Origin of the sequence: Promicromonospora sp. Populi (assembly GCF_041081105.1) — a bacterium.
In the GTDB taxonomy this organism is placed as follows: Bacteria; Actinomycetota; Actinomycetes; order Actinomycetales; family Cellulomonadaceae; genus Promicromonospora.
In genome coordinates this window covers 3,891,420-3,910,340 of record NZ_CP163528.1, presented here as the reverse complement: position 1 = coordinate 3,910,340, position 18,921 = coordinate 3,891,420, and the positions used below count along the sequence as shown (strand labels likewise).

The 18,921-nt window shown below is 69.1% G+C and carries 22 protein-coding genes; 18 read left to right on the top strand and 4 right to left on the bottom strand.

Features of this window, described 5'->3' with window-relative positions:
• Positions 1–3 precede the first annotated feature (3 nt).
• Positions 4–759 carry an exodeoxyribonuclease III gene (locus AB1046_RS17675; RefSeq protein ID WP_369370603.1) on the top strand — a complete coding sequence of 252 codons (756 nt, stop codon included), beginning with the start codon at positions 4–6 and terminating at the stop codon, positions 757–759.
• A gap of 735 nt (positions 760–1,494) precedes the next feature.
• Positions 1,495–1,707, top strand: a complete 213-nt coding sequence (locus AB1046_RS17670) for a hypothetical protein (RefSeq protein ID WP_369370602.1) — start codon at positions 1,495–1,497, stop codon at positions 1,705–1,707.
• Between the two features lie 533 nt (positions 1,708–2,240).
• Here AB1046_RS17670 and AB1046_RS17665 read toward each other — a convergent pair.
• Entirely contained in the window at positions 2,241–2,882 is a 642-nt protein-coding gene (locus AB1046_RS17665; RefSeq protein WP_369370601.1) for a 2'-5' RNA ligase family protein, read from the bottom strand.
• The gene (locus AB1046_RS17660; RefSeq protein WP_369370600.1) at positions 2,882–3,640 is read right to left on the bottom strand and encodes a GntR family transcriptional regulator; all 759 of its coding nucleotides are present in this window, start codon (positions 3,638–3,640) and stop codon (positions 2,882–2,884) included. The genes AB1046_RS17665 and AB1046_RS17660 overlap by 1 nt, the downstream gene beginning before the upstream one ends.
• A gap of 186 nt (positions 3,641–3,826) precedes the next feature.
• Here AB1046_RS17660 and AB1046_RS17655 point away from each other — a divergent pair, with 186 nt between their 5' ends.
• The 13 genes from AB1046_RS17655 (at position 3,827) to AB1046_RS17595 (ending at position 13,649) form a co-directional block, all read left to right on the top strand.
• Positions 3,827–4,216 (top strand): hypothetical protein, encoded by a 390-nt coding sequence (locus AB1046_RS17655; protein ID WP_369370599.1) that lies wholly within the window; start codon positions 3,827–3,829, stop codon positions 4,214–4,216.
• Positions 4,216–4,674 (top strand): hypothetical protein, encoded by a 459-nt coding sequence (locus tag AB1046_RS17650; protein ID WP_369370598.1) that lies wholly within the window; start codon positions 4,216–4,218, stop codon positions 4,672–4,674. Before AB1046_RS17655 ends, AB1046_RS17650 begins: the two co-directional genes overlap by 1 nt.
• 5 nt (positions 4,675–4,679) lie before the next feature.
• Entirely contained in the window at positions 4,680–5,198 is a 519-nt protein-coding gene (locus AB1046_RS17645; RefSeq protein WP_369370597.1) for a hypothetical protein, read from the top strand.
• Entirely contained in the window at positions 5,198–5,446 is a 249-nt protein-coding gene (locus tag AB1046_RS17640; RefSeq protein ID WP_369370596.1) for a hypothetical protein, read from the top strand. The genes AB1046_RS17645 and AB1046_RS17640 overlap by 1 nt, the downstream gene beginning before the upstream one ends.
• Positions 5,446–5,682: a hypothetical protein gene (locus AB1046_RS17635; RefSeq protein ID WP_369370595.1), complete on the top strand. Its 237-nt coding sequence runs from the start codon at positions 5,446–5,448 to the stop codon at positions 5,680–5,682. Before AB1046_RS17640 ends, AB1046_RS17635 begins: the two co-directional genes overlap by 1 nt.
• The gene (locus AB1046_RS17630; protein ID WP_369370594.1) at positions 5,679–7,328 is read left to right on the top strand and encodes an FtsK/SpoIIIE domain-containing protein; all 1,650 of its coding nucleotides are present in this window, start codon (positions 5,679–5,681) and stop codon (positions 7,326–7,328) included. Before AB1046_RS17635 ends, AB1046_RS17630 begins: the two co-directional genes overlap by 4 nt.
• A complete protein-coding gene (locus tag AB1046_RS17625; RefSeq protein WP_369370593.1) occupies positions 7,325–8,080 on the top strand; it encodes a DUF2637 domain-containing protein in 756 nt (251 codons plus the stop codon). The genes AB1046_RS17630 and AB1046_RS17625 overlap by 4 nt, the downstream gene beginning before the upstream one ends.
• Positions 8,077–8,394, top strand: coding sequence for a hypothetical protein (locus AB1046_RS17620; RefSeq protein ID WP_369370592.1), 318 nt, complete (start codon positions 8,077–8,079; stop codon positions 8,392–8,394). The genes AB1046_RS17625 and AB1046_RS17620 overlap by 4 nt, the downstream gene beginning before the upstream one ends.
• The gene (locus AB1046_RS17615; protein WP_369370591.1) at positions 8,394–10,022 is read left to right on the top strand and encodes a replication initiator; all 1,629 of its coding nucleotides are present in this window, start codon (positions 8,394–8,396) and stop codon (positions 10,020–10,022) included. The genes AB1046_RS17620 and AB1046_RS17615 overlap by 1 nt, the downstream gene beginning before the upstream one ends.
• A 14-nt stretch (positions 10,023–10,036) precedes the next feature.
• Positions 10,037–10,270 (top strand): helix-turn-helix transcriptional regulator, encoded by a 234-nt coding sequence (locus tag AB1046_RS17610; RefSeq protein ID WP_369370590.1) that lies wholly within the window; start codon positions 10,037–10,039, stop codon positions 10,268–10,270.
• Positions 10,270–11,421, top strand: a complete 1,152-nt coding sequence (locus AB1046_RS17605) for a tyrosine-type recombinase/integrase (RefSeq protein WP_369370589.1) — start codon at positions 10,270–10,272, stop codon at positions 11,419–11,421. Before AB1046_RS17610 ends, AB1046_RS17605 begins: the two co-directional genes overlap by 1 nt.
• Complete coding sequence (locus tag AB1046_RS17600) at positions 11,411–11,647, top strand: endonuclease/exonuclease/phosphatase family protein (protein WP_369375756.1); 237 nt, start codon at positions 11,411–11,413, stop codon at positions 11,645–11,647. The genes AB1046_RS17605 and AB1046_RS17600 overlap by 11 nt, the downstream gene beginning before the upstream one ends.
• Positions 11,648–11,789: 142 nt before the next feature.
• Positions 11,790–13,649 (top strand): septum formation family protein, encoded by a 1,860-nt coding sequence (locus AB1046_RS17595; RefSeq protein ID WP_369370588.1) that lies wholly within the window; start codon positions 11,790–11,792, stop codon positions 13,647–13,649.
• Here AB1046_RS17595 and AB1046_RS17590 read toward each other — a convergent pair.
• On the bottom strand, positions 13,627–14,649 hold the full coding sequence (locus AB1046_RS17590) for an ArsR/SmtB family transcription factor (RefSeq protein WP_369370587.1): 1,023 nt from the start codon (positions 14,647–14,649) through the stop codon (positions 13,627–13,629). The genes AB1046_RS17595 and AB1046_RS17590 overlap by 23 nt on opposite strands.
• 134 nt (positions 14,650–14,783) lie before the next feature.
• On the bottom strand, positions 14,784–17,411 hold the full coding sequence (gene clpB, locus AB1046_RS17585) for an ATP-dependent chaperone ClpB (protein WP_369370586.1): 2,628 nt from the start codon (positions 17,409–17,411) through the stop codon (positions 14,784–14,786).
• A gap of 115 nt (positions 17,412–17,526) precedes the next feature.
• Between clpB and cpt the strand changes: the two genes are divergently transcribed.
• The 3 genes from cpt (at position 17,527) to AB1046_RS17570 (ending at position 18,859) form a co-directional block, all read left to right on the top strand.
• Complete coding sequence (cpt, locus tag AB1046_RS17580; RefSeq protein ID WP_369370585.1) at positions 17,527–18,075, top strand: chloramphenicol phosphotransferase CPT; 549 nt, start codon at positions 17,527–17,529, stop codon at positions 18,073–18,075.
• A 71-nt stretch (positions 18,076–18,146) separates the two neighbouring features.
• Positions 18,147–18,527: a type II toxin-antitoxin system RelE/ParE family toxin gene (locus tag AB1046_RS17575; RefSeq protein ID WP_369370584.1), complete on the top strand. Its 381-nt coding sequence runs from the start codon at positions 18,147–18,149 to the stop codon at positions 18,525–18,527.
• Positions 18,524–18,859, top strand: coding sequence for a helix-turn-helix domain-containing protein (locus tag AB1046_RS17570; protein WP_369370583.1), 336 nt, complete (start codon positions 18,524–18,526; stop codon positions 18,857–18,859). Before AB1046_RS17575 ends, AB1046_RS17570 begins: the two co-directional genes overlap by 4 nt.
• The last annotated feature ends 62 nt before the right edge of the window (positions 18,860–18,921 follow it).

Sequence of the window (18,921 nt, the reverse complement as noted above, 5' to 3'; positions counted from 1 at the left end):
TCCGTGCGCCTCACCACGTGGAACGTCAACTCCATCCGCACGCGGGTCGACCGCGTGCTCGCCTTTCTCGACCGGTCTCAGACCGACGTCCTGGCGATCCAGGAGACCAAGTGCCGCGACGACCAGTTCCCGACGGCGGCCTTCGAGGCCGCCGGGTACGAGGTGGCGCACTTCGGGCTCTCGCAGTGGAACGGCGTGGCGATCGTGTCGCGCGTCGGCCTGACCGACGTCGCCACCCAGTTCCCGGGGCAGCCGGGCTTCGCCAAGGCGATCGTCGACGGCGACCCGGACGCGCTCCTCGACGTCGAACCACCGATCGAGGCGCGCGCCATCGGCGCAACCTGCGGGGGTATCCGCGTCTGGAGCCTCTACGTACCGCACGGCCGCGCCCTCGACGACCCGCACTACGCCTACAAGCTCGCCTGGCTGGAGGCCCTGCGGGCCTCGGCACAGACCTGGGCCGAACCTCGGGGTCCCCGCGAAGTACCGCAGCGCAGCGAGGACACTTCGTGGGGTGGGGGCGACGGCGACGCCGTTGCGCTCATGGGCGACTGGAACGTGATCCCGCTCGACACCGACGTGTACAACGCCGCGGACTTCGCCGGGAAGACCCACGTGTCGCCGCCCGAGCGAGCCGCGTTCGACGCCTTTGGTGCCGCCGGGTACACGGAGCTGACGCGAAAGTTCCTCCCGGACGAGCACACCTACACCTATTGGGACTACTTTCAGCCGCACCCGGCCTACCTGCTCGCGGCCTGAAAACGCGCAGGTGAGAGCGTGTGACGGCGTGCGCCATCTCGCGTCATTTCGCGGCGTTTCTCAATGTCCTGTGTAACTCGTGTGTAACTGGTTGGGGTGCTCGTGCGGGTCTGTGACTCCACCATGCTCCTGGCTCGGGGTCCCTGGTCCTCCGTCATCCGTTGGCGCGGGGCACGTCTCGGACGTCGGTTCTGCCGTCAGTGCAACAGGTCCCGCCCGTCGAGTCGGGGTGAGGTGGTGTGCTCGGTCGGCGGGACCTGTTGCACTGACGGCGGGTTCGGTGTCAGGGTCCCGGTTAAGCCAACGGATGACGGAGGACCAGGGGCACCGCGGGCTCCCCTGATCCTCTTGATTCCCGGGTGTCCGCCGGAGGCTCCGCCTGTTCGGATCGCGCACCACTGTTCCTCGCCGCAGGCTGTGTTCATGCGCCATGCACCAAAGATGGCGGCTCTCGCGCTGGTCGCTCTGCTAGCTGGGTGTACCGCCGCGCCGCCGACCCCGGTCCCCTCGCCGTCGCCGTCGCCTTCTGCGTCTCCGTCTGTCTCGTCGTCGGTAGCGGCTGAGACCCGGACCCTGTGCGATGCCGGGACCGACCAGGCTGCGCGGCTGCTCGGTGGCGATGTGACGGAGCGGGAGTACGTGTCCCTCGGGGACGACACCCATGCTTGCCGGTGGCTGACACGTGAGACGGGTTGGCTTGCTGCTGTGATGGGTCCGGCGCCGCTGGATGACTTCATGGCGACGTTGGATGAGGTCTACGACGAGCCGAGGCCCTACGTCGTCATGGAGGACTCTCGGATGTGGGCCGCGTCCCAGGGTTCGGGGTGGGCTGCCGAGTGGACGTCGGAGGCTGGTGTCCAGGTCGGCGTGATCGTTCGTGGGCTCGATCCCGAGCACAACGGCATGGATCTGTGGAGCCTCGCGGGGGAACTGGCCGGTCGTGATTAGTGGTTTGAAAATCGGGCATCCATCAGGGAAGATTCTTTTCATGCCCGACGAGATGCCGCCCACAGGTACGTCGGAGCGATGCAGTTTCTGCCGAGAGCTCGTTACCCTCCGCCGTGCTGAGACGGGCTGGTACTACTGGACTGCGGCCGGTGAGCCGGTAGACGGCAGGCGCCGCTGCTTGGGCGGTCAGACGCCGAGGTGGGATGGGAACGTCAAGACGTATCACGTGCCCTTCCCGGCTGATGACGGCGTGCGTCGAGCGATGCGGTATGACCCGGACGGGCTAGCGATGCGGGCCTGATCTGGGCACAAAGAGAGACGGTCCTGGTAGTGATCCAGGGCCGTCTTTGTCGTGTGTGGGGCTCGCGCTGGCGGTGGGGTGCGGTGGGGGTGCGCAAGGGCCGCCAGGCCCGCCGCGCGGGGGTCCCCATCGCGGGGCCCCGCCGCAGGCGCGGGCCTGCGCGCCGGAGGCGCGCCTTGATCTTGTAAAGGTCAATTCGGCAGCCGCTCCCCGCGAAGGCGACGGAGCCTGATCAGCCGAGCGGGACAGACCGGATGGTGTCCCACTCGTACATCCGGTGGTCGCGGTGCATACGGATCAGCGCGACGTGGGTGTAGGTGGCCTGCACAGGCGTCAATGGCTGTGCACGGTCGAGGACTTTGCGAATGGGTGCGGCGTCGGCGCTGGCATTGCTGTACGCGGCTGAGACGTGGGCGCGGAAACCGACGTCGGCCTCTGGGCATTCTCCGAGTGCATCCGTGATGCCCTGCCGGATCGCACGACGTATGTCAGTAAACGGCTCAGGATCGCTGGGCGGGAGAATCAAGGCTTCACCCGAGATGTGCACCCGCTGGTATGTCGTCGCCACGGGTGCGAGGTGTCCGAGCCGATCTGCTACGGCCGTAGTCACACTGTCGAGCGTCGCCGGATCGACGTCCGAGACGTGCCCGACGCCTTGCAGTGTCATGTGTAACCACCGATCGGGGACCGGATCGAGGGTGCTGATGGTGTCTATGGCGTCGCGGTAGTTGTGCAGCAGGTCGCGGACCTCTGGTTGGTCATCCTGGGTGATGTGCCAGGAGTAGAACCTGGTCCCGACGTGCCAGCCGGGACGCCACCACCAGTGGTCGGCCATCGAGTCATGGTCCGCATAGAGCGCTTCGTAGTCGGTCATCAGATGTCCGACTTTAGGGCACCTGGCTGGGCCTCTGACGGAATCTCGTACTCATCAATGAACGCCAGTCGGTCGGCGGGCCAGATGCTCTCGGACACTTCCAAGACGTCGCCGTCGTCGTCGGTCGCGGTGTGAACGATGTGCACCACATATGCCCCGAGCGGGAGACCGAACGCCTCGGCTTCTTCGACGGCGGCCGGTCGCGAAATCCAATGATCGACCGCGTAGGCGTAGCGCTTACCGGTCAGTTCCTCGACGCAACGGAACAGAGCCTTGGGTACCACCTTTGGCTCAGCGAGGTAGGTGCCTGCGGCGAAGTCAGCGGGCAGGTAGGAGGCACCGATCTCTTGCAGCTCGTTCCTCTCGTCGTAGAGGTCACGGCGTCGAACGATCACGTCCGTACCCGTAGGGATGCCCATTGCCTCAGCGATGCGTTCGGGTGCTGGCTCTGGCCCGGCGCTGATGATGTCGTGTCGGAACGTGTTGTTCAGCAGGCCGGTCCGGGCGCGAGCCCCGCCGTAACGATGACGGGACCGTCGTTCGAAGCGACGGGTCTCACGGACGAAGGTCCCGATGCCTTGGCGGGACTCGATCAGACCTTCCGCCCGGAGCACACCCATCGCCTGGCGCACGGTCGGCACGCTGGTGTTGTGGTCCTCGGCTATCGCCGTCTCGGCTGGGAGTTTGCTGCCGATCGGCAGGACTCCCTCTCGGATCTGAGACCGGATCGCGTCCGCGATCTGGTGGTACTTCTTCACGCGCGAGTTGCCGCGTGATCCGCCGTCTACCACGTGCATCTCCCTTCGTCGTAGTGGTCTGTGGGGCCGGTATCGACCAACTGGTTCAACTGTAGTCCTCATGAGGACTTGACGACTGTAGTCGCCCCGTGCTTCTCTTGTGTCGCGGGTCCTAATGAGGACCTTAGGACAAGAGGAGAAGATGAGATGGCTACGTTCGCTGTAGACAGCAAGCGACAGCAGATGGTGGCGACCGGTGTGGTTGAGCCGGTCATGGAGTGGGTCGACACGCCGGAGGGCAAGCGTCGTCCGGGTGACAACCAGGCGCGGCAGGAGGGCACGGGCGTTCCGCTGTGGGGCGTCGAGGTCGTGTACCAGTCCGAGCAGTGGGGCCGAGTCTCGACGGAGTCGGTCAAGGTGACGGTTCCGGCGCAGGCCATGCCTGCTCCGTCGCTGTTCACGCCGATTCAGTTCACCGACCTGGTGGCGTCGGTCCGGGTGATCCGGGCCAACGGTGGTCTCTCGACGTCGTGGGAGGCCGGTTCCATCGCGGAGATGGCCGACTCGGCTGCCGACACCAGGAAGGCGGCTGCCTGATGACCGCGCCGGTGGGGAACCTCCTGGCGGGGATCATCGTCCTGGATGGCCTGTGGGCTATCGAGGCCCTGAGCGTGGATGTTCACGCGGGCTCGTTCCGCCCGGACGACTACTCGCCGAGCGTCCCGGTGGTGGAGGTCACCGTGCACGCGGATGACTTCGCGTCGGCGGAGCGGGTCGCGGCCCGGCTCGACCTGTCTCCGGCTGAGCAGTCTGCGAGGCGGGGCATGGAGGTCCCTCACCTGCGCCGGTCCTGGTCGGGCTGGGCGAGCCGACCGGGTGACTCGCTGGTCTGGGCGACGGTGCTCGCGTACGAGCCGATGGCCGACCACGCCACGCCCACAGGCCCGGATGCCCGGGACGGGTGGCAAGAGGTGCCGCTGTTCGGTGACGGCAGCGAGACCGACGACACCGACGACGAGAGCGCCGATGAGTCCGGCGTGAAGGCGGCCGTGTGATGGGCATGCCGCGTCATGCATCGGGGGTGGCGGGGGCTTCGGTTCCCGCCCCCTCGGGCACGGCTCGATGGGCCCTGCTCCAGGTGTCCCGGCTCCTGTGGTGCCTGACCGGCCTCGGCCTGTGTGCCTTCGGGATCGGGCTGGGCACGGGCGCGGCCTGGCTGATCCTCGCGGGGGTCGTCGCGTTCCTGACCGGCGCGAGTGTGAGTGTGCCGGTCTTCCTCGTACTGCTCTGGCTCACCCGCACGGGTGAGGGATGGAACGGAGAAGCACTGATGCCACGCATACGCACTACCCGGCGAGTCAACCGCCGAGTGATCGAAGGACTAGAGACCGCTGTGCGCACCGCCGCGCGGGGCACGGACGAACTGCGCCAGGCCGCGATGGCAATGGACACGGTACGGGCAGAGACCACGTTGCACGACGACGTTGCCGCCGCCGTGAATCTCGCGTGGGCGAATGCGGCTGATGCCGGGTTCGAGCTGCGTGCACGGCTGGCCGCTGAGCGGAACGGAGAGCACTGATGGCACTGGACGAGACAACCCGACAGGTCAACAAGCGCGCGGTCGATGCGCTGGAGAACGCCTCGTGGCGGCTGCTGGAGGCCGACCAGAAAGTCACCAACGCGGTCGGCCCGCTGGAGGACCTGAGCAGGGTCACCAACGCGCACGACCCGGCCTTGGAGGAACTGCGGGCGGTCACTGCCCGTGTTCGTGCGGCGCGTGAGGACGTCTCACGTCGCCTGACTGCTGAGAGCGAAGGAGAGCGCTGATGTTCGCACGACGGATCACAGACAAGGACACGCCCGGCCTCATCTCGCAGATGGGCCAGGACCTCGACGAGACGCACGTCATGGTGCGGCGGATGCAGAAGTGGGCCGGAGAGACCGGTCTGGGCGATCTGACTGAGGCGCTGCGTGTCGCCGCCCGGGCCATCAACGAGGCGACCGGGACGGCTCAGGACGCCTACCGCGCGGCCACCGACAAGAAGGAGGCACGGGACCGATGAACACCCTCACCGGCCTGCGCGCCCGCCTGGCTGCCCGGGTCACCTCGGCTCGCGTGGCTGTTCGCGCCTCCACCGTGGGGCGCCCCGGGTGGTCCGGCCGTACCTGGCGGGTGCTGGCCTGGATCACCTACCGCGCCTGGATGTTCACCCGTGCCCTGACCGTGTGGATGGGCAAGCACTTCCTGCCGGTGCTGCTCGGCCTGGCCCTGGCGTTCGGGTGGTGGGGCATCCTCGCCCTGGCCGACCTGCCCGGCGACCGGACGACCGGGCCGGTGCTCCTGGCCCTGGTGTTCCTCTCCCCCGGTCTGGTGCATGGCCTGTGGGCTGCGATCACGCCGTACGGGTACAAGGTCCGCATGCACGGCCGGAAGATGATCGCCTCGTGGCCCGCTGTGGCTGCCGCGTGCGGGATCGGTGAGCGTCAGCCTGGCGGTGAGGTCATCGTCCCGCGCCTGTCGAAGATCCGGTACGAGACCGGTGCGACCGTCCTGCGGCTCCACACCATGGCCGGTCAGACCCTGGAGACCCTGTATCGGGCCGCTCCGGCGATCACCACGACGTACAAGGCGCACGGGTTCTCGACTACGACCGTCGCGCCCGGGGTGCTGGACCTGGGCCTGTTCACCACGGACCGGATCGCGAGCCGTACGGCTGTGCTGCCGCGTCTGGAGGCTGCGACACCCGATGGTCTGGCCGTGGGCCGTACCCGCTCCGGGCAGGTCGCTCAACTCAAGATCCGGGGCACACACACGCTCGTCGTCGGTGCCACGGGTGCGGGTAAGGGCTCGGTCCTGTGGTCCGTCGTCGGTGGCCTCGCCCCGGCCGCGCACACGGGCCTGGTGGAGTTCTCCGGCCTGGACCTCAAGGGCGGCATCGAACTGGAGATGGGCCGCGCGCTGTTTACCCGCATCGCGTATGAGTCCACCGATGCCCTGCGGGTGCTGCGGGAACTGGTGGCGATCATGGACCGCCGCAAGGAGACCATGCGGGGCAAGTCCCGCCTGCATGAGCCCATCCCGGGCGACCCGCTGCACGTCCTGGTCGTCGATGAGTTGGCCGACCTCATGGCGTACGCCGACTTTGAGACCCGGCGTGAGGCCGACCGGCTGATGTCGAAGCTGCTCACCCAGGGCCGGGCGCTGGGCGTCATCGTCGTGTCCTGTGTGCAGAACCCCCGTCAGGAAGCCGTGGGGCAGCGCAACCTCTACCCGACGAAGATCGCCCTGCGCCTGGACTCCGACATCGAGACAGACATGGTTCTCGGCCCGGCGATGGCTCTGGCTCCGGCGCACACGATCCTGGAATCGGACCCCGGCACCGCCTACCTCGTGCGCGAGGACGGCTCACCCGAACTCATGCGGTTCGACTACTGGCCTGACGACCTCATCCGCGAGGTCGCCCTCCGGTTCGCCGCTCCCCGCCCGGCACGGGCTCCCTCCGGCTTGCTCTCCCCGTCCGACGCCGAAGCGGTTGCCGCGTGGACGAACGCTGGCCGAAGCCTGCACACGGTAGCCGTGCCGAACGACAACGGGCCGAGCAAGGCCAGCGACAACGCCACACCACGCCAGCGCAAGCCCCGTAAGGCTCGTGCGCCGCGCTCGCCCCGTCCGGCCGCTCCGGCCGCATCTGAGGAGGTCCAGTCATGAACCACACCGTGGGGCCCGTGGCCCGGATCGCGGCCGACTCCCGGCCGGTGCTCGTCTTCACCGTCGTCCTGACCGTCGCCGTCGCGCTGGCGTCGTTCGCCCTGTCGTTCGCCTCGTTGCGGGACGCTGCCCTGTGGGGTCGTGTGCCGGAGCCCCTGGCGTTCCTCGTCCCGGTCGTCATTGACGCCTCCGTGCTCGTGTACGGCCTGGTGGCGCTCGTGCTGCGGGCTCGTGGCCGGTCCTCGGCCTGGGCCTGGACCCTGATGTTCGGCTTCACCGTCGTGTCCATCGGCGCGAACGCCGCACACGCTTACGACGTGCCGCCCGCCGTCAAGGTCCTCGTGGGCGTCGTCCTGGTCGCCCTCGCGCCCCTGTCGGTCCTGACCTCCACCCACGCGCTGGCCTCACTCGTGGTCGCTGATACCCCGACTCCCGCCCCGGTGCGGAAGCGGACTCCCGCCCCGGTGCGTAAGCGCAAGCCCACGGGTGCCCGCAAGGCCAAGACCGCTCCCGCTTCGACGACGATCGAGCCGCCCGCCCCGGTCCCCGCCATCGAGCCCGCACCCGTGCCCGTGCCCGCCGTCGAGCCTGTTCGGCCTCGTGGGGCTCGGCCGGCCGAATCGCCTGCCGCTCTGCCGGCGCCGGTCCTGGGCCCGGTGCGCTCGGCCTCGCGCCGCTCCGGTACGCAGGTCTCGCCCATGGCGATGCAGAGCACGCTGCCCGGCCTGGACCTGGTGGGGGTGAGGTCATGAGCACCGACCGCCTGACCGGCTCTCTCTGCTCGACAGACAAGTACCGGGGCTTGCCCTGGACCGACGAGAACCCCTCGGCCGCCGCGCGTGCCCGCATGTTCGGCGTGTGCGTCTCCTGCCCCGTGGCTGCTGCCTGCGGCCGGGAGGTCACCACGAAGGAGACCACTGCCGGGTTCTGGGCCGGTGCCGACCGCACCATGTGGCGCGAGGTGTCCGTCTCGGGCCTGTTCGACGAGCTGCTTACCGGGCTCCCGGTGCAGGGCACTCTGCCCCTCGACCTGCCCGGCCTCGACACCTCGGAGGAGGCTGCCTGATGGTCACGTTCCGCACCGACCTCGACACCCACCACACCGCCCTCGACGTGGACGACGCTGCTCGTGCTGCGCGTGATCTGGCGCGCGCTGGTGCTGAGGCGAACGGGGTGTGCACGTCCCCGATCGTGCGTGCGGTGTTCGACCGCGAGACCGGCGTCACGCACCTGGTGCCGATCCCGTGCGGTTCCACCCGTGAGTCCAAGTGCGTGGGCTGCGCTCAGAAGGCACGCCGGTTGCGGATGCACCAGGCTCGCGAGGGCTGGCACCGCGACGACGAGCCCGACATGCCCCCGCCCGCCGACAAGGCCCCGGCTGAGGACAACGAGAAGGACGACGACGCTCCGGCTCCTGAGCGTGTCGCGCGCTCCACCCGCCGGTTGAAGGGCATTCCCGCGCTGCCCACACAGGAGATGGTGGGCGGCACCCTCGGGCGCACCTTCACCGACGCCAAGACCGGTCGCCGGTTCCGGCCCTCGATGTTCCTCACCCTGACCCTGGGCTCGTACGGCGACATCGGCAAGCGTCGTCGCACGGACGGCAAGTGGGAGTCCACTGGTGTGCCGGTCAAGCCGAGCACCTACGACTACCGCAAGGCTGCCCTGGACGCGCTGATGTTCTCCCGGGTGGTCGACCGGTTCATGCAGAACCTGCGTCGCTGTGCTGGGTACAACGTCCAGTACTTCGCCGCCGTCGAGCCTCAGAAGCGGCTGGCCCCGCACCTGCACGCCGCGATCCGGGGCACCGTTCCCCGCACCGTCGTCAAGCAGGTTGCCGCCGCTACCTACTTCGCCGCCTGGTGGCCCTCGTGCACTGACGCCGATGTCGTCTACGGCGAGCACGACGACGCCCCGGTGTGGGATGAGGACAGCAGCTCTTACCTCGACCCGACCACGGGTGCGGTCCTGCCGACGTGGGCTGAGGCCACCGCCGACCTCACCAACCCGGCGCACGTGGTCCGGCTCGGCAAGCAGGTCGATATCAAGGGCCTCCTGGGTGGCACGAAGGACTCCGACCGGGCCGTGCGGTACCTGTGCAAGTACCTCACCAAGTCGATAGCGGGCACCTACTCCGCCACCGACGACGACGCGACAGACACCGCTGACCGGGTCGCGTACGACAAGCACATTGACCGGCTGCACGCCCACGTTCGTGTCCTGCCGTGTGGCCCGGACTGCGCGAACTGGCTTCGATACGGAGTCCAGCCCAAGCACCCCACACCCGGCATGAAGCCCGGTGCCTGCCTGTCCCCGGCACACGACCGGGAAAACCTCGGCCTCGGGGGTCGTCGGGTCCTGGTCTCGCGGGGCTGGTCGGGCAAGACGCTCACTCAGCACCGTGCCGACCGGGCCGCCGTCGTCCGCGAGGCCCTGGAAGCCGCTGGCATCGAGCACGACGACGCCGACCGGCTATCGACCACACAGGAGACCGCCGACGGGCACGCCCGGTACATCTGGCGCCAGCCCGAAGCGGGGACCTACACCTACGCGGCTGTGATCGCTTCCAGTCTGCAAGAGCACCTGCGCCGCCGTGGGCAGTACGACGCGGCGAAACACGTCCTCGGCCTGGCCCCACCGGGAACACCCGGGCCTGTGGATAACCGTTCGGCAACCGCCACCGTGGCGGCGTGAGGAAAGGCAGGGTCATGAGGAACACGAATCGACGTGACAAGGAATCCAACGCGGTCCCGCGTATCGACGAACTGTGGACCGTCGAAGAGACGGCAGACTTCCTCCGTCTGCCCAGCGTCGCCACGCTGTACCGGTGGCGCACCATGAGCACCGGCCCGGCCGCCTACCGCGTCGGCCGTTACCTGCGCTACAACCCTGCCGTCGTGCGCGCCTGGCTCCTTGCGCAGGCCGACACTGAGGCGGCCTGATGGGCTCCGTAGAGAAGCGCACCCGCAAGAACAAGAACGGCAAGGTCACGACCTTCTACCTCGCTCGCTGGCGTGAGCCGGGTACCGAAAAGCAGCCCTCGAAGTCGTTCACGAAGAAGACCGACGCCGAGAACCACGTCATCGAGATGGAGGGTGACAAACTCCGGGGCGAGTACATCGCCGCGAACGCTGGCAAGATCACGTTCCGCGCGTACACGGCTGAGTGGCTGGCTGCTCGAACGTTCGACCCGAACACGCGGCAGCACGTCGTGAGCAGGCTCGACCTGCATGTGTTGCCGGTACTCGGTGACAAGACCTTGGACGCAATCAAGCCGCTGACGGTGCAGGGCTGGCTGAAGGGGCTTGAGGACAAACTTGCTGGGTCGAGCCGTCAAGTGATCTTCGTGCACGTGTCTTCCATCCTGGCGTCGGCTGTGGATGACGGGCTGATCCGGAAGAACCCGTGCAAGGCGAAGTCAGTCACCGTGCCGAAGGCGGAGCCAAAGCGGGTTATCCCGTGGGAGAGCACCACGGTCGAGACGGTTAAGACCAAGATCTTCGAGCGGTACAAGGTGGTCGTGGCGCTCGGTGCAGGGCTCGGGCTGCGGCAGGGCGAGATTTTCGGACTCTCGCTCGATGACTTCGACTTCAAGCGGGGCATGGTCCGGGTGCAGCGTCAGGTCAAGGTGGTGGACGGTGCGAAGTATTTCGACCTGCCGAAGTACGACAAGGTGCGTGAGGTCCCGGTGGCTCAGTCCGTGCGGGAGGCCGTCGAGCTGCACGTGAAGAAGTTCCGGCCGGTCCTGGTCACGTTGCCGTGGAAGAAGGAAGGCGGCAAGGAGGTGACCGCGAACCTGCTCGTGACGAGCCAGTACGGCATCCCGCCCGCGTTCCAGAGTTTCAACGGAACATGGAAGCGGGCGCTGCGCGCGGCGAAGGTCCCGGACACGGCGGCGAACGGCTGTCACGTCTTGCGGCACACCTACGCGAGTGCCCTGCTGCACCATGGCGAGTCGGTCAAGGCCCTTGCGGAGTACCTCGGTCACGCTGACCCGGGCTTCACCCTGCGGACGTACACGCACCTGATGAAGGGCAGTGACGAGCGGGCTCGGGCTGCGGTGGACAAGATGTTTGGTGTAACTGGTGTGTAATTCCAGGGCCGTTCGGGGGCTCCGATGCAGGTCAGAGGCTCAGAGCGGTACCTATTGGGACTACCAGCAGCTCGCCTTTCCGCGGAACAAGGGGCTGCGGATCGACTTCTGCTGGGCGTCTCCCGCGCTCGCAGGCCGCGCGTCCGGTGCCGTGATCGACCGGGACGAACGCAAGGGCACGGGCGCCTCCGACCACGTCCCCGTGCTCGTCGATCTGGCCGACTGACGACCCCTACGGGAGGCCCGTCGCGAGGGTTCCCTGCGCGATGGGGAAATGATCGGGTGAAATTGTCCATAAATGAGGCACGGCGACCGCGCACACCGTCCTGGTGGTTAGGTCGTAGCCGAATGTCGGTAAGTTAACCTGCATGACGTCGAAGCCCGACCAGTCCCCGGCCAATGAAGTTGCCGGGGCCTCTGCCGCGGATCCTGTCGAGAAGGCGTCCGCGGTCAAGTCGGAGCAGAACACCGCTGACACCGTCGTCGGCGACACCGACGGCGGCCCGGAGATCTCCGGACAGGCCGACGACGCGGCCGACGCCGGTGAGCCCGCGGCCCCGGTCATCGAGTCCGTGCCCAGCGCGGAGGCGCTGACCGAGGATCCAGCCGCCGAAGACGCGTCCGTCGGGGACGACGGTCCGCAGGCCGCGGCAGGTGCCGACGGCGTGGACGCGCCGGTGCCGTCGGCCGCGTCGGAGCCCAAGGCGGATGAGGTCAAGGTGGCCGACGAGGCCACTGCGACCGACAAGGTCCAGGCGGCCAACGGTGTACCTGCCGGTGCCGCAGCCCCTGCAGCCGAGACCGCAGCTGGGGCCGCGACCAAGGCAGCGGCGCCGAAGCCGAGGTCGAGGTCGCCCAAGCCAGCGCCGAAGTCGGCACCTGAAGCTGCAAAGCCGGTGGCTGCAAAGTCAGGTGCCGCAGATCCAGCGGCGCCTGCTGCGGACACCCCGGTGGCGCGGACGGAGGCGCCCGACGAAGCAGCCGACATCGAGCCCGTCGAGGCCACGCCCGGTCTTCCGCGCCGGCCGAAGCGCTACGAGGCGCCGACCGAAGAGATCCGCATCGTCGCGCCCGCGCGGTCGAAGCCGGCGGCTCCGAGCCCGGCGGCTCCGGCCCCGGCCGCTCCGGCCCCGGCGCCAGCGCCGACCTCCGACACGACGCCCGCCGAGCCCGCGAGCCCACCGGAACCGACCGAGGCAGAGGCGGACAGCGCTGACAACGGCACGCCGAAGTCGTCGTCGAGCAAGAAGGCCCCGGTCGTCGACGAGTCGTTCGACTTCAAGGCCCTCTCGTTCGCCGCGATCTCCGCGGCGCACAAGAAGGCGCTGGGGCCGCGCACGGTTGCCGGCGAGGCCGCCGCGGGGCAGAAGACCGAGGACGCTACCGACGCCCAGAACAGGGCCGCCGAGCGGGTCAGCGAGCCGCTGACGGAAGAGGAGGCCGCCGCTCACGCGAAGGCGGAGGCGGCGAGGGCGGCAAAGGCGGAGGCGGAGCTCTTCGCGCCGCCCGCCACGCACATCCCGCCCGTCGCCGAGCCGCCGAGCCCGTTCCCGACCCCCACCGCGCCCCCGCAGCACCACGCCGGTATCCCGGTGCAGAACCCGCCCGCCGCGCCACCGCCGTCGCCGTTCCCGGTATCGCGCGGCACGTCTGCGCAGACGTTCCCGGCCGTGAACGACTACGCGCCCGAGACCTCCTACGCCGGCTGGCGCCCGCCGACTCCTGCCGACGAGGCCGCCAAGCGCCGCCGGTTCACCCTGATCACCGGGGCGGTGCTGGCCGTCGTGGCCCTGGTGGCGGTCATCGCCGTCGTCGTGAACGTCGTCAACCGGCAGCAGTGGGAGCCGATCCCGACGATGATCGCGGAACCCCAGGAGGTCCACCCGCTGCAGCTGGTGCTCGGATCGTGCGTGGAGAGCGTTCCCGACGACGGCGAGGTCTCCGAGGTGCTCGCCGTCCCCTGCGACGCCTCGCACACCGCGCAGGTGGTGGGCCGGACCGACTTCGCCGAGGCCGCCGTCTGGCCCGGCCGGGACGCGGTCGACTCGCGCATCGCGCAGGTGTGCGGCACCCAGCAGCTCGGCCCGACCGCGCGCACCAGCCCGGTGGCAGGCTCCGTGAGCTACGTGGTCTGGGGCCCCAGCGAGGCGTCGTGGGCCGACGGCGACCGCGTCGGCCTGTGCCTCGCAACCACCGACGAGGCGATCACGCAAGATCTCCTGCAGTAGCCGACGTCGGGGCCGGCACCCGCCCGACGCAGCTGTCCAGCAGGGTCTGGCCCAGCGGGGTCAACGCGTGGATCACCGTGTTGCGGTCACGGCCGCTGGCGATGAGCCCCGCGTTGCGCAGCACCGTGGCGTGCTCCGAGGCGGACGCGGGCGAGATCTCCAGCCGCTGCGCCAGCTCGCTGGTCGTAGCACCGGTGCCGAGCGCACGCAGCACCGCGGCCCGGGTGCGGCCGAGGAGTGCGGTGAGCTGGCGGCCGCCGTCCGACCTGGTCTCGAGGCCGCGCTCCGTCCCCGCGTGCCTGCGCACGATCGGGTAGAGAAGCACGGGCGGCAGGTCGGCGTCCGCGAGCGTGATCGGAGCCCGCACGCAGAAGTACGACGGGACGATCAGCAGGCCGCGGCCGGCCAGGTCGACGTCCCGGTCGGCGGTGGTCGACACCGACAGCACGGGGTGCTGCCACTGGATCGTCGGGTGCAGGGTCCGTAGCGCGTGCTCGGTCCCGCCCTCCAACCAGGCGCGGGTGCGGGCCGCACGGTCGAGGTCGACTGCGGCGCGGACGTCGCCCCAGTAGGGCGCCACCGCCAGCTCGTAGTAGCTGCGCATCGCGACGCCGAGCCCGCGCAGCGCCGGAGCGGAGCCGTCGGCCAGGTCGCGCATCCAGACGCGCGGCTTGTGGCCCCGCGCCAGCTCCGACATGTCGTGCCGCAGCCGCGCCCTGGGCGTGGACAGCACCGCGTCGAGCCCGGCCTCGAAGTCGTCCGTGCCGGTCGCGGGCGTGAGGAAGTCCGGCGAGTAGCCGCGCGGCGGCGTCAGGCGCAGCAGCATGCGTGCCGCGGGCGGCAGCCCGGACAGCACTCGCTCGCGCCAGGTCCCGAGCAGCACCGCGCCCGAACGCTGGTTCACCACGTGGGCGCTGAGCAGCGTCTCCCACATGGGGTCGGGGCCCGGCGATATCCGGACCCGCGCTAGATCATCCGCAGTGAAATGGAACCGCAGCACCGGGCCCTCCCTGACCGTCTGCCCGCACTCTCGTACCTGACAGGATCGCAGGCCGGTCGCTGGAATGAAATCGACTTTTCGACGTAGTCCCGTGTACGCCGTCTGACGTACACGGGACCACCGGCTCAGCCGGCTCAGCCGGTCAGCACCCGGCGTTCGAGGGTCAGGCCCTTGTCGTCCGCGCGGTCCACGACCACCGTGTCGCCGTCGGACACCTCACCCGTGAGCAGCAGCCGCGCGAGGCGGTCGCCGATCTCGCGCTGCACCAGGCGGCGCAGCGGCCGGGCACCGTACGCAGGGTCGAAGCCCTCCAGGGCGAGCCACTCGCGCGCTGCCGCCGTCACGTCGAGCGTGATGCGCCGGTCCTCGAGCCGCTTCGCGAAGGCGCCGACCTGGAGCTCCACGATGCTGCCGAGCTCGTCCAGCGTGAGCGCGTCGAAGACGACCACGTCGTCCAGCCGGTTGAGGAACTCCGGCTTGAACGCGGCACGCACGGCGGTCATCACCGACTCACGCCGCTCCTCGTCGGACAGCATCGGTTCCACGAGGAACTGCGAGCCGAGGTTCGAGGTCAGCACCAGGATCGTGTTGCGGAAGTCCACGGTGCGACCCTGGCCGTCGGTGAGGCGGCCGTCGTCGAGCACCTGGAGCAGGACATCGAAGACCTCCGGGTGCGCCTTCTCGACCTCGTCGAGCAGCACCACCGAGTAGGGCCGACGCCGGACTGCCTCCGTGAGCTGACCGCCCTCCTCGTACCCGACGTAGCCCGGAGGCGCGCCGACGAGCCGGGACACCGAGTGCTTCTCCCCGTACTCGGACATGTCGATGCGCACCATGGCGCGCTCGTCGTCGAACAGGAAGTCCGCGAGCGCCTTGGCCAGCTCGGTCTTGCCCACTCCCGTGGGGCCGAGGAACAGGAACGACCCGGTGGGCCGGTCGGGGTCGGAGACGCCGGCCCGGTTGCGCCGGACGGCGTCGGACACCGCGGCCACGGCGGCCTGCTGGCCGATGAGGCGTTCGCCGATGAGGTCCTCCATGTGCAGGAGCTTCTCGGACTCGCCCTGCAGCAGCCGTCCGGCGGGGATGCCGGTCCAAGCGGCGACGACCTCGGCGATCTCGTCGGCGCCGACCTTGTCGGCGATCATCGGCGGCTCGGTGTTCTCCGGGCCGAGACCGTCGGGCTCGTCGTCGGAGCCGGCCTCCGCCTCCTCTGCCGCCACGAGCTCCTTCTCCACTACCGGGATCTCGCCGTACTGGATGCGCGCGGCGCCTTCGAGGTCGCCCTCGCGGAGCTTGCGCTCGGCGTCGGTGCGCAGCTCGTCGAGGTGTGCGCGGAGGTCACCGACCCGGTTGTGTCCGGCCTTCTCGGACTCCCATCGCGAGGTGAGCGCGGCGAGCTGCTCGCGCCGGTCGGCGAGGTCGGCCCGGAGCCGGTCAAGGCGGTCCTTGGAAGCGGCGTCCTCGGACTCGGAGAGCACCACCTCTTCCATCTCCAGGCGGGTGACGGCGCGTTGCAGCTCGTCGATCTCGATCGGGGAGGAGTCGAGCTCCATGCGCAGGCGGGACGCGGCCTCGTCGACCAGGTCGATCGCCTTGTCGGGGAGCTGCCGCCCGGGGATGTACCGGTCGGAGAGCGATGCGGCGGCTACGAGCGCGGAGTCGGCGATGGTCACCTTGTGGTGCGCCTCGTAGCGCTCCTTGAGCCCACGCAGGATCGCCACCGTGTCCTCGACCGAGGGCTCGCCCACAAAGACCTGCTGGAAGCGGCGTTCCAGGGCCGGGTCCTTCTCGATGTGCTGGCGGTACTCGTCGAGCGTGGTGGCGCCCACGAGGCGCAGCTCGCCGCGCGCGAGCATGGGCTTGAGCATGTTGCCGGCGTCCATCGCGCCGTCACCACCGGCACCCGCGCCGACGACCGTGTGCAGCTCGTCGATGAAGGTGACCACTTCGCCGTCGGACGCCGTGATCTCTCCCAGGACGGCCTTGAGGCGCTCCTCGAACTCCCCGCGGTACTTGGCGCCGGCCACCATCGAGGCCAGGTCGAGGGCGACCAGGCGCTTGCCCTTGAGGGACTCGGGCACGTCGCCCGCGACGATCCGCTGGGCCAGCCCTTCGACGACGGCCGTCTTGCCCACACCGGGCTCGCCGATGAGCACCGGGTTGTTCTTGGTGCGGCGGCTCAGCACCTGGACCACACGACGGATCTCGGCGTCGCGGCCGATCACCGGGTCCAGCTTGCCGTCGCGCGCCTGCTGCGTCAGGTCGGTGCCGTACTGCTCCAGGGCCTTGTACGTGCCCTCCGGGTTGGGGCTGGTGACCCGGCCGGACCCCCGGACGTTGGGCAGGGCGGCGCGCAGCGCGTCGGCCGAGGCCCCCGCGCTGGTCAGGATCCGGGCTGCCGTCGACTGGCCCGCTGCGATGGCGACGAGCAGGTGCTCGGTGGAGACGTACTCGTCGCCCAGGCCCTGCGCCTCCTTGGCCGCCAGGTCCAGGACGGTGGCCGTGGCGCGGCTGGCGCTCGGCTGGGCCGTGCTCGATCCGCTGGTCTGGGGCAGCGCGACCAGGGCCGCGCGCACCTGCTGGCCGATGGCCTGCGCGTTCGCGCCGACGGCGTCGAGCAGCCCGACGGCGACGCCGCGTTCCTGCTGGAGCAGCGATGCGAGCAGGTGGACCGGCTCGAGCTGCGGGTTGCCTGCGGCCGACGCCGACTGGATCGCGTCGCCGATCGCCTGCTGCGACATGGTCGTGAACTTGGTGTCCATGGAGCCTCCGGGGGTGCTGAAGTCTGCACAGATAGAACGAGGACAAAGTTGAGTCTATTCCGCTCAACTTGTATTCCACTGTAGCGCGCACCACCGACACTCGTACCGTTGCGCCATGAACACCCAGGTCATCGTTCTCAACGGCGGGTCCAGCTCCGGGAAGTCCGCGATCGCGCGCTCCCTCCAGGACGTCCTGCCCGGCGCCTGGCTGTCGTTCAGCGTCGACACCCTCGTCGACGCGATGCCTGCTCGGCTGACGGCCGGCGGCGACGGGATCGAGTTCGCGGACGACGGTGGCGTCGCCGTCGGGCAGGAGTTCAGGGCGTTGGAAGACGCCTGGATCGCCGGACTGGTCGCCATGGCACGCGCGGGCGCGCACCTCGTGATCGACGACGTGTTTCTCGGGGGCGCCGGGTCGCAGCGACACTGGCTCGACGCACTGGGCGACGTGCCGACGCTCTGGGTCGGTGTGCGCTGCGACGCCGAGGTCGCAGAGGAGCGGGAGGCGGCCCGCGGCGACCGGGTCGCGGGCATGGCCGCGAAGCAGGCTGGACTCGTGCACGACGGCGTCCGCTACGACCTGGAGGTCGACACCACGCACACCGAGTCGATGGACTGCGCGCGGATCATCGCGGCGCACCTGAGCACCACAACATCGGGCTGACCCGACTCATCACTCTTGACCATGCGGACAGGTGGAGGTTTTACTAAACTTGTCACAGTGGAGAAAGACGAATGGGAGATCAGGGTCACCGACGAGTTTCTTGGGTGGTTTCACACCATGGACGCTCCGTCGAAAGAACTCATCACAGTTGCCATCGATCGGCTCGCGCAGGTCGGCCCCGGCTCGGGCGCCCGCTCGTCGACAGGATCGAGGGCTCACAACTACACAATCTCAAGGAGCTGCGACCAGGCTCGTCCGGCCGCAGCGAGGTCAGGATCTTGTTCGTCTTCGATCCATGGCGGGCAGCCATACTCCTGACCGGCGGAGACAAGTCAGGAAGCTGGTCCCGCTGGTATGTGGAAGCAATCGCCGAAGCGGAACGCTTGTACGCGATATACCTGTCGGAGCGAAGTGCTGTCGAAGGCACACCAACGCAGGGAGGACGATCATGAGCACGTTCCACAAGTGGAGTGACATCCGTCCGGGCATCGTCGAGTCCCTCGGCGGAGAGGAAGCGCTCGAGGATGCTCGTCAGCAGACGCAGGCATATATCGATGGGTATCGCCTCGCGGAACGGCGTCGTTCGCTCGGCATGACCCAGACCGATGTCGCGGACCGGATGGGCGTGTCCAAGAGCCGCATCTCACAGATCGAGCGCGGCGAGGTCTCGACGTTCAACGTGATCGCTCGCTACGTCGATGCGCTGGGTGGACAGATCCAGGTGTCGGCAGTCTTCGGCGACGACCACTACATCCTCCGCGGCACGGGCACCTCCGCCGCGTAGCCGCGAGATCTGGCAGTACCGCGGACTGACCCGCTCGACGACGATCGCGGCACACCTGAGAT

Coding starts and splice junctions, on each gene's coding strand:
- AB1046_RS17670 (WP_369370602.1), top strand. CDS start 1,495: ATGGCGACGTTGGATGAGGTCTACGACGAGCCGAGGCCCTACGTCGTC.
- AB1046_RS17665 (WP_369370601.1), bottom strand. CDS start 2,882: ATGACCGACTACGAAGCGCTCTATGCGGACCATGACTCGATGGCCGAC.
- AB1046_RS17655 (WP_369370599.1), top strand. CDS start 3,827: ATGGCTACGTTCGCTGTAGACAGCAAGCGACAGCAGATGGTGGCGACC.
- AB1046_RS17650 (WP_369370598.1), top strand. CDS start 4,216: ATGACCGCGCCGGTGGGGAACCTCCTGGCGGGGATCATCGTCCTGGAT.
- AB1046_RS17645 (WP_369370597.1), top strand. CDS start 4,680: ATGCCGCGTCATGCATCGGGGGTGGCGGGGGCTTCGGTTCCCGCCCCC.
- AB1046_RS17640 (WP_369370596.1), top strand. CDS start 5,198: ATGGCACTGGACGAGACAACCCGACAGGTCAACAAGCGCGCGGTCGAT.
- AB1046_RS17635 (WP_369370595.1), top strand. CDS start 5,446: ATGTTCGCACGACGGATCACAGACAAGGACACGCCCGGCCTCATCTCG.
- AB1046_RS17630 (WP_369370594.1), top strand. CDS start 5,679: ATGAACACCCTCACCGGCCTGCGCGCCCGCCTGGCTGCCCGGGTCACC.
- AB1046_RS17625 (WP_369370593.1), top strand. CDS start 7,325: ATGAACCACACCGTGGGGCCCGTGGCCCGGATCGCGGCCGACTCCCGG.
- AB1046_RS17620 (WP_369370592.1), top strand. CDS start 8,077: ATGAGCACCGACCGCCTGACCGGCTCTCTCTGCTCGACAGACAAGTAC.
- AB1046_RS17615 (WP_369370591.1), top strand. CDS start 8,394: ATGGTCACGTTCCGCACCGACCTCGACACCCACCACACCGCCCTCGAC.
- AB1046_RS17610 (WP_369370590.1), top strand. CDS start 10,037: ATGAGGAACACGAATCGACGTGACAAGGAATCCAACGCGGTCCCGCGT.
- AB1046_RS17605 (WP_369370589.1), top strand. CDS start 10,270: ATGGGCTCCGTAGAGAAGCGCACCCGCAAGAACAAGAACGGCAAGGTC.
- AB1046_RS17595 (WP_369370588.1), top strand. CDS start 11,790: ATGACGTCGAAGCCCGACCAGTCCCCGGCCAATGAAGTTGCCGGGGCC.
- clpB (WP_369370586.1), bottom strand. CDS start 17,411: ATGGACACCAAGTTCACGACCATGTCGCAGCAGGCGATCGGCGACGCG.
- cpt (WP_369370585.1), top strand. CDS start 17,527: ATGAACACCCAGGTCATCGTTCTCAACGGCGGGTCCAGCTCCGGGAAG.
- AB1046_RS17575 (WP_369370584.1), top strand. CDS start 18,147: ATGGGAGATCAGGGTCACCGACGAGTTTCTTGGGTGGTTTCACACCAT.
- AB1046_RS17570 (WP_369370583.1), top strand. CDS start 18,524: ATGAGCACGTTCCACAAGTGGAGTGACATCCGTCCGGGCATCGTCGAG.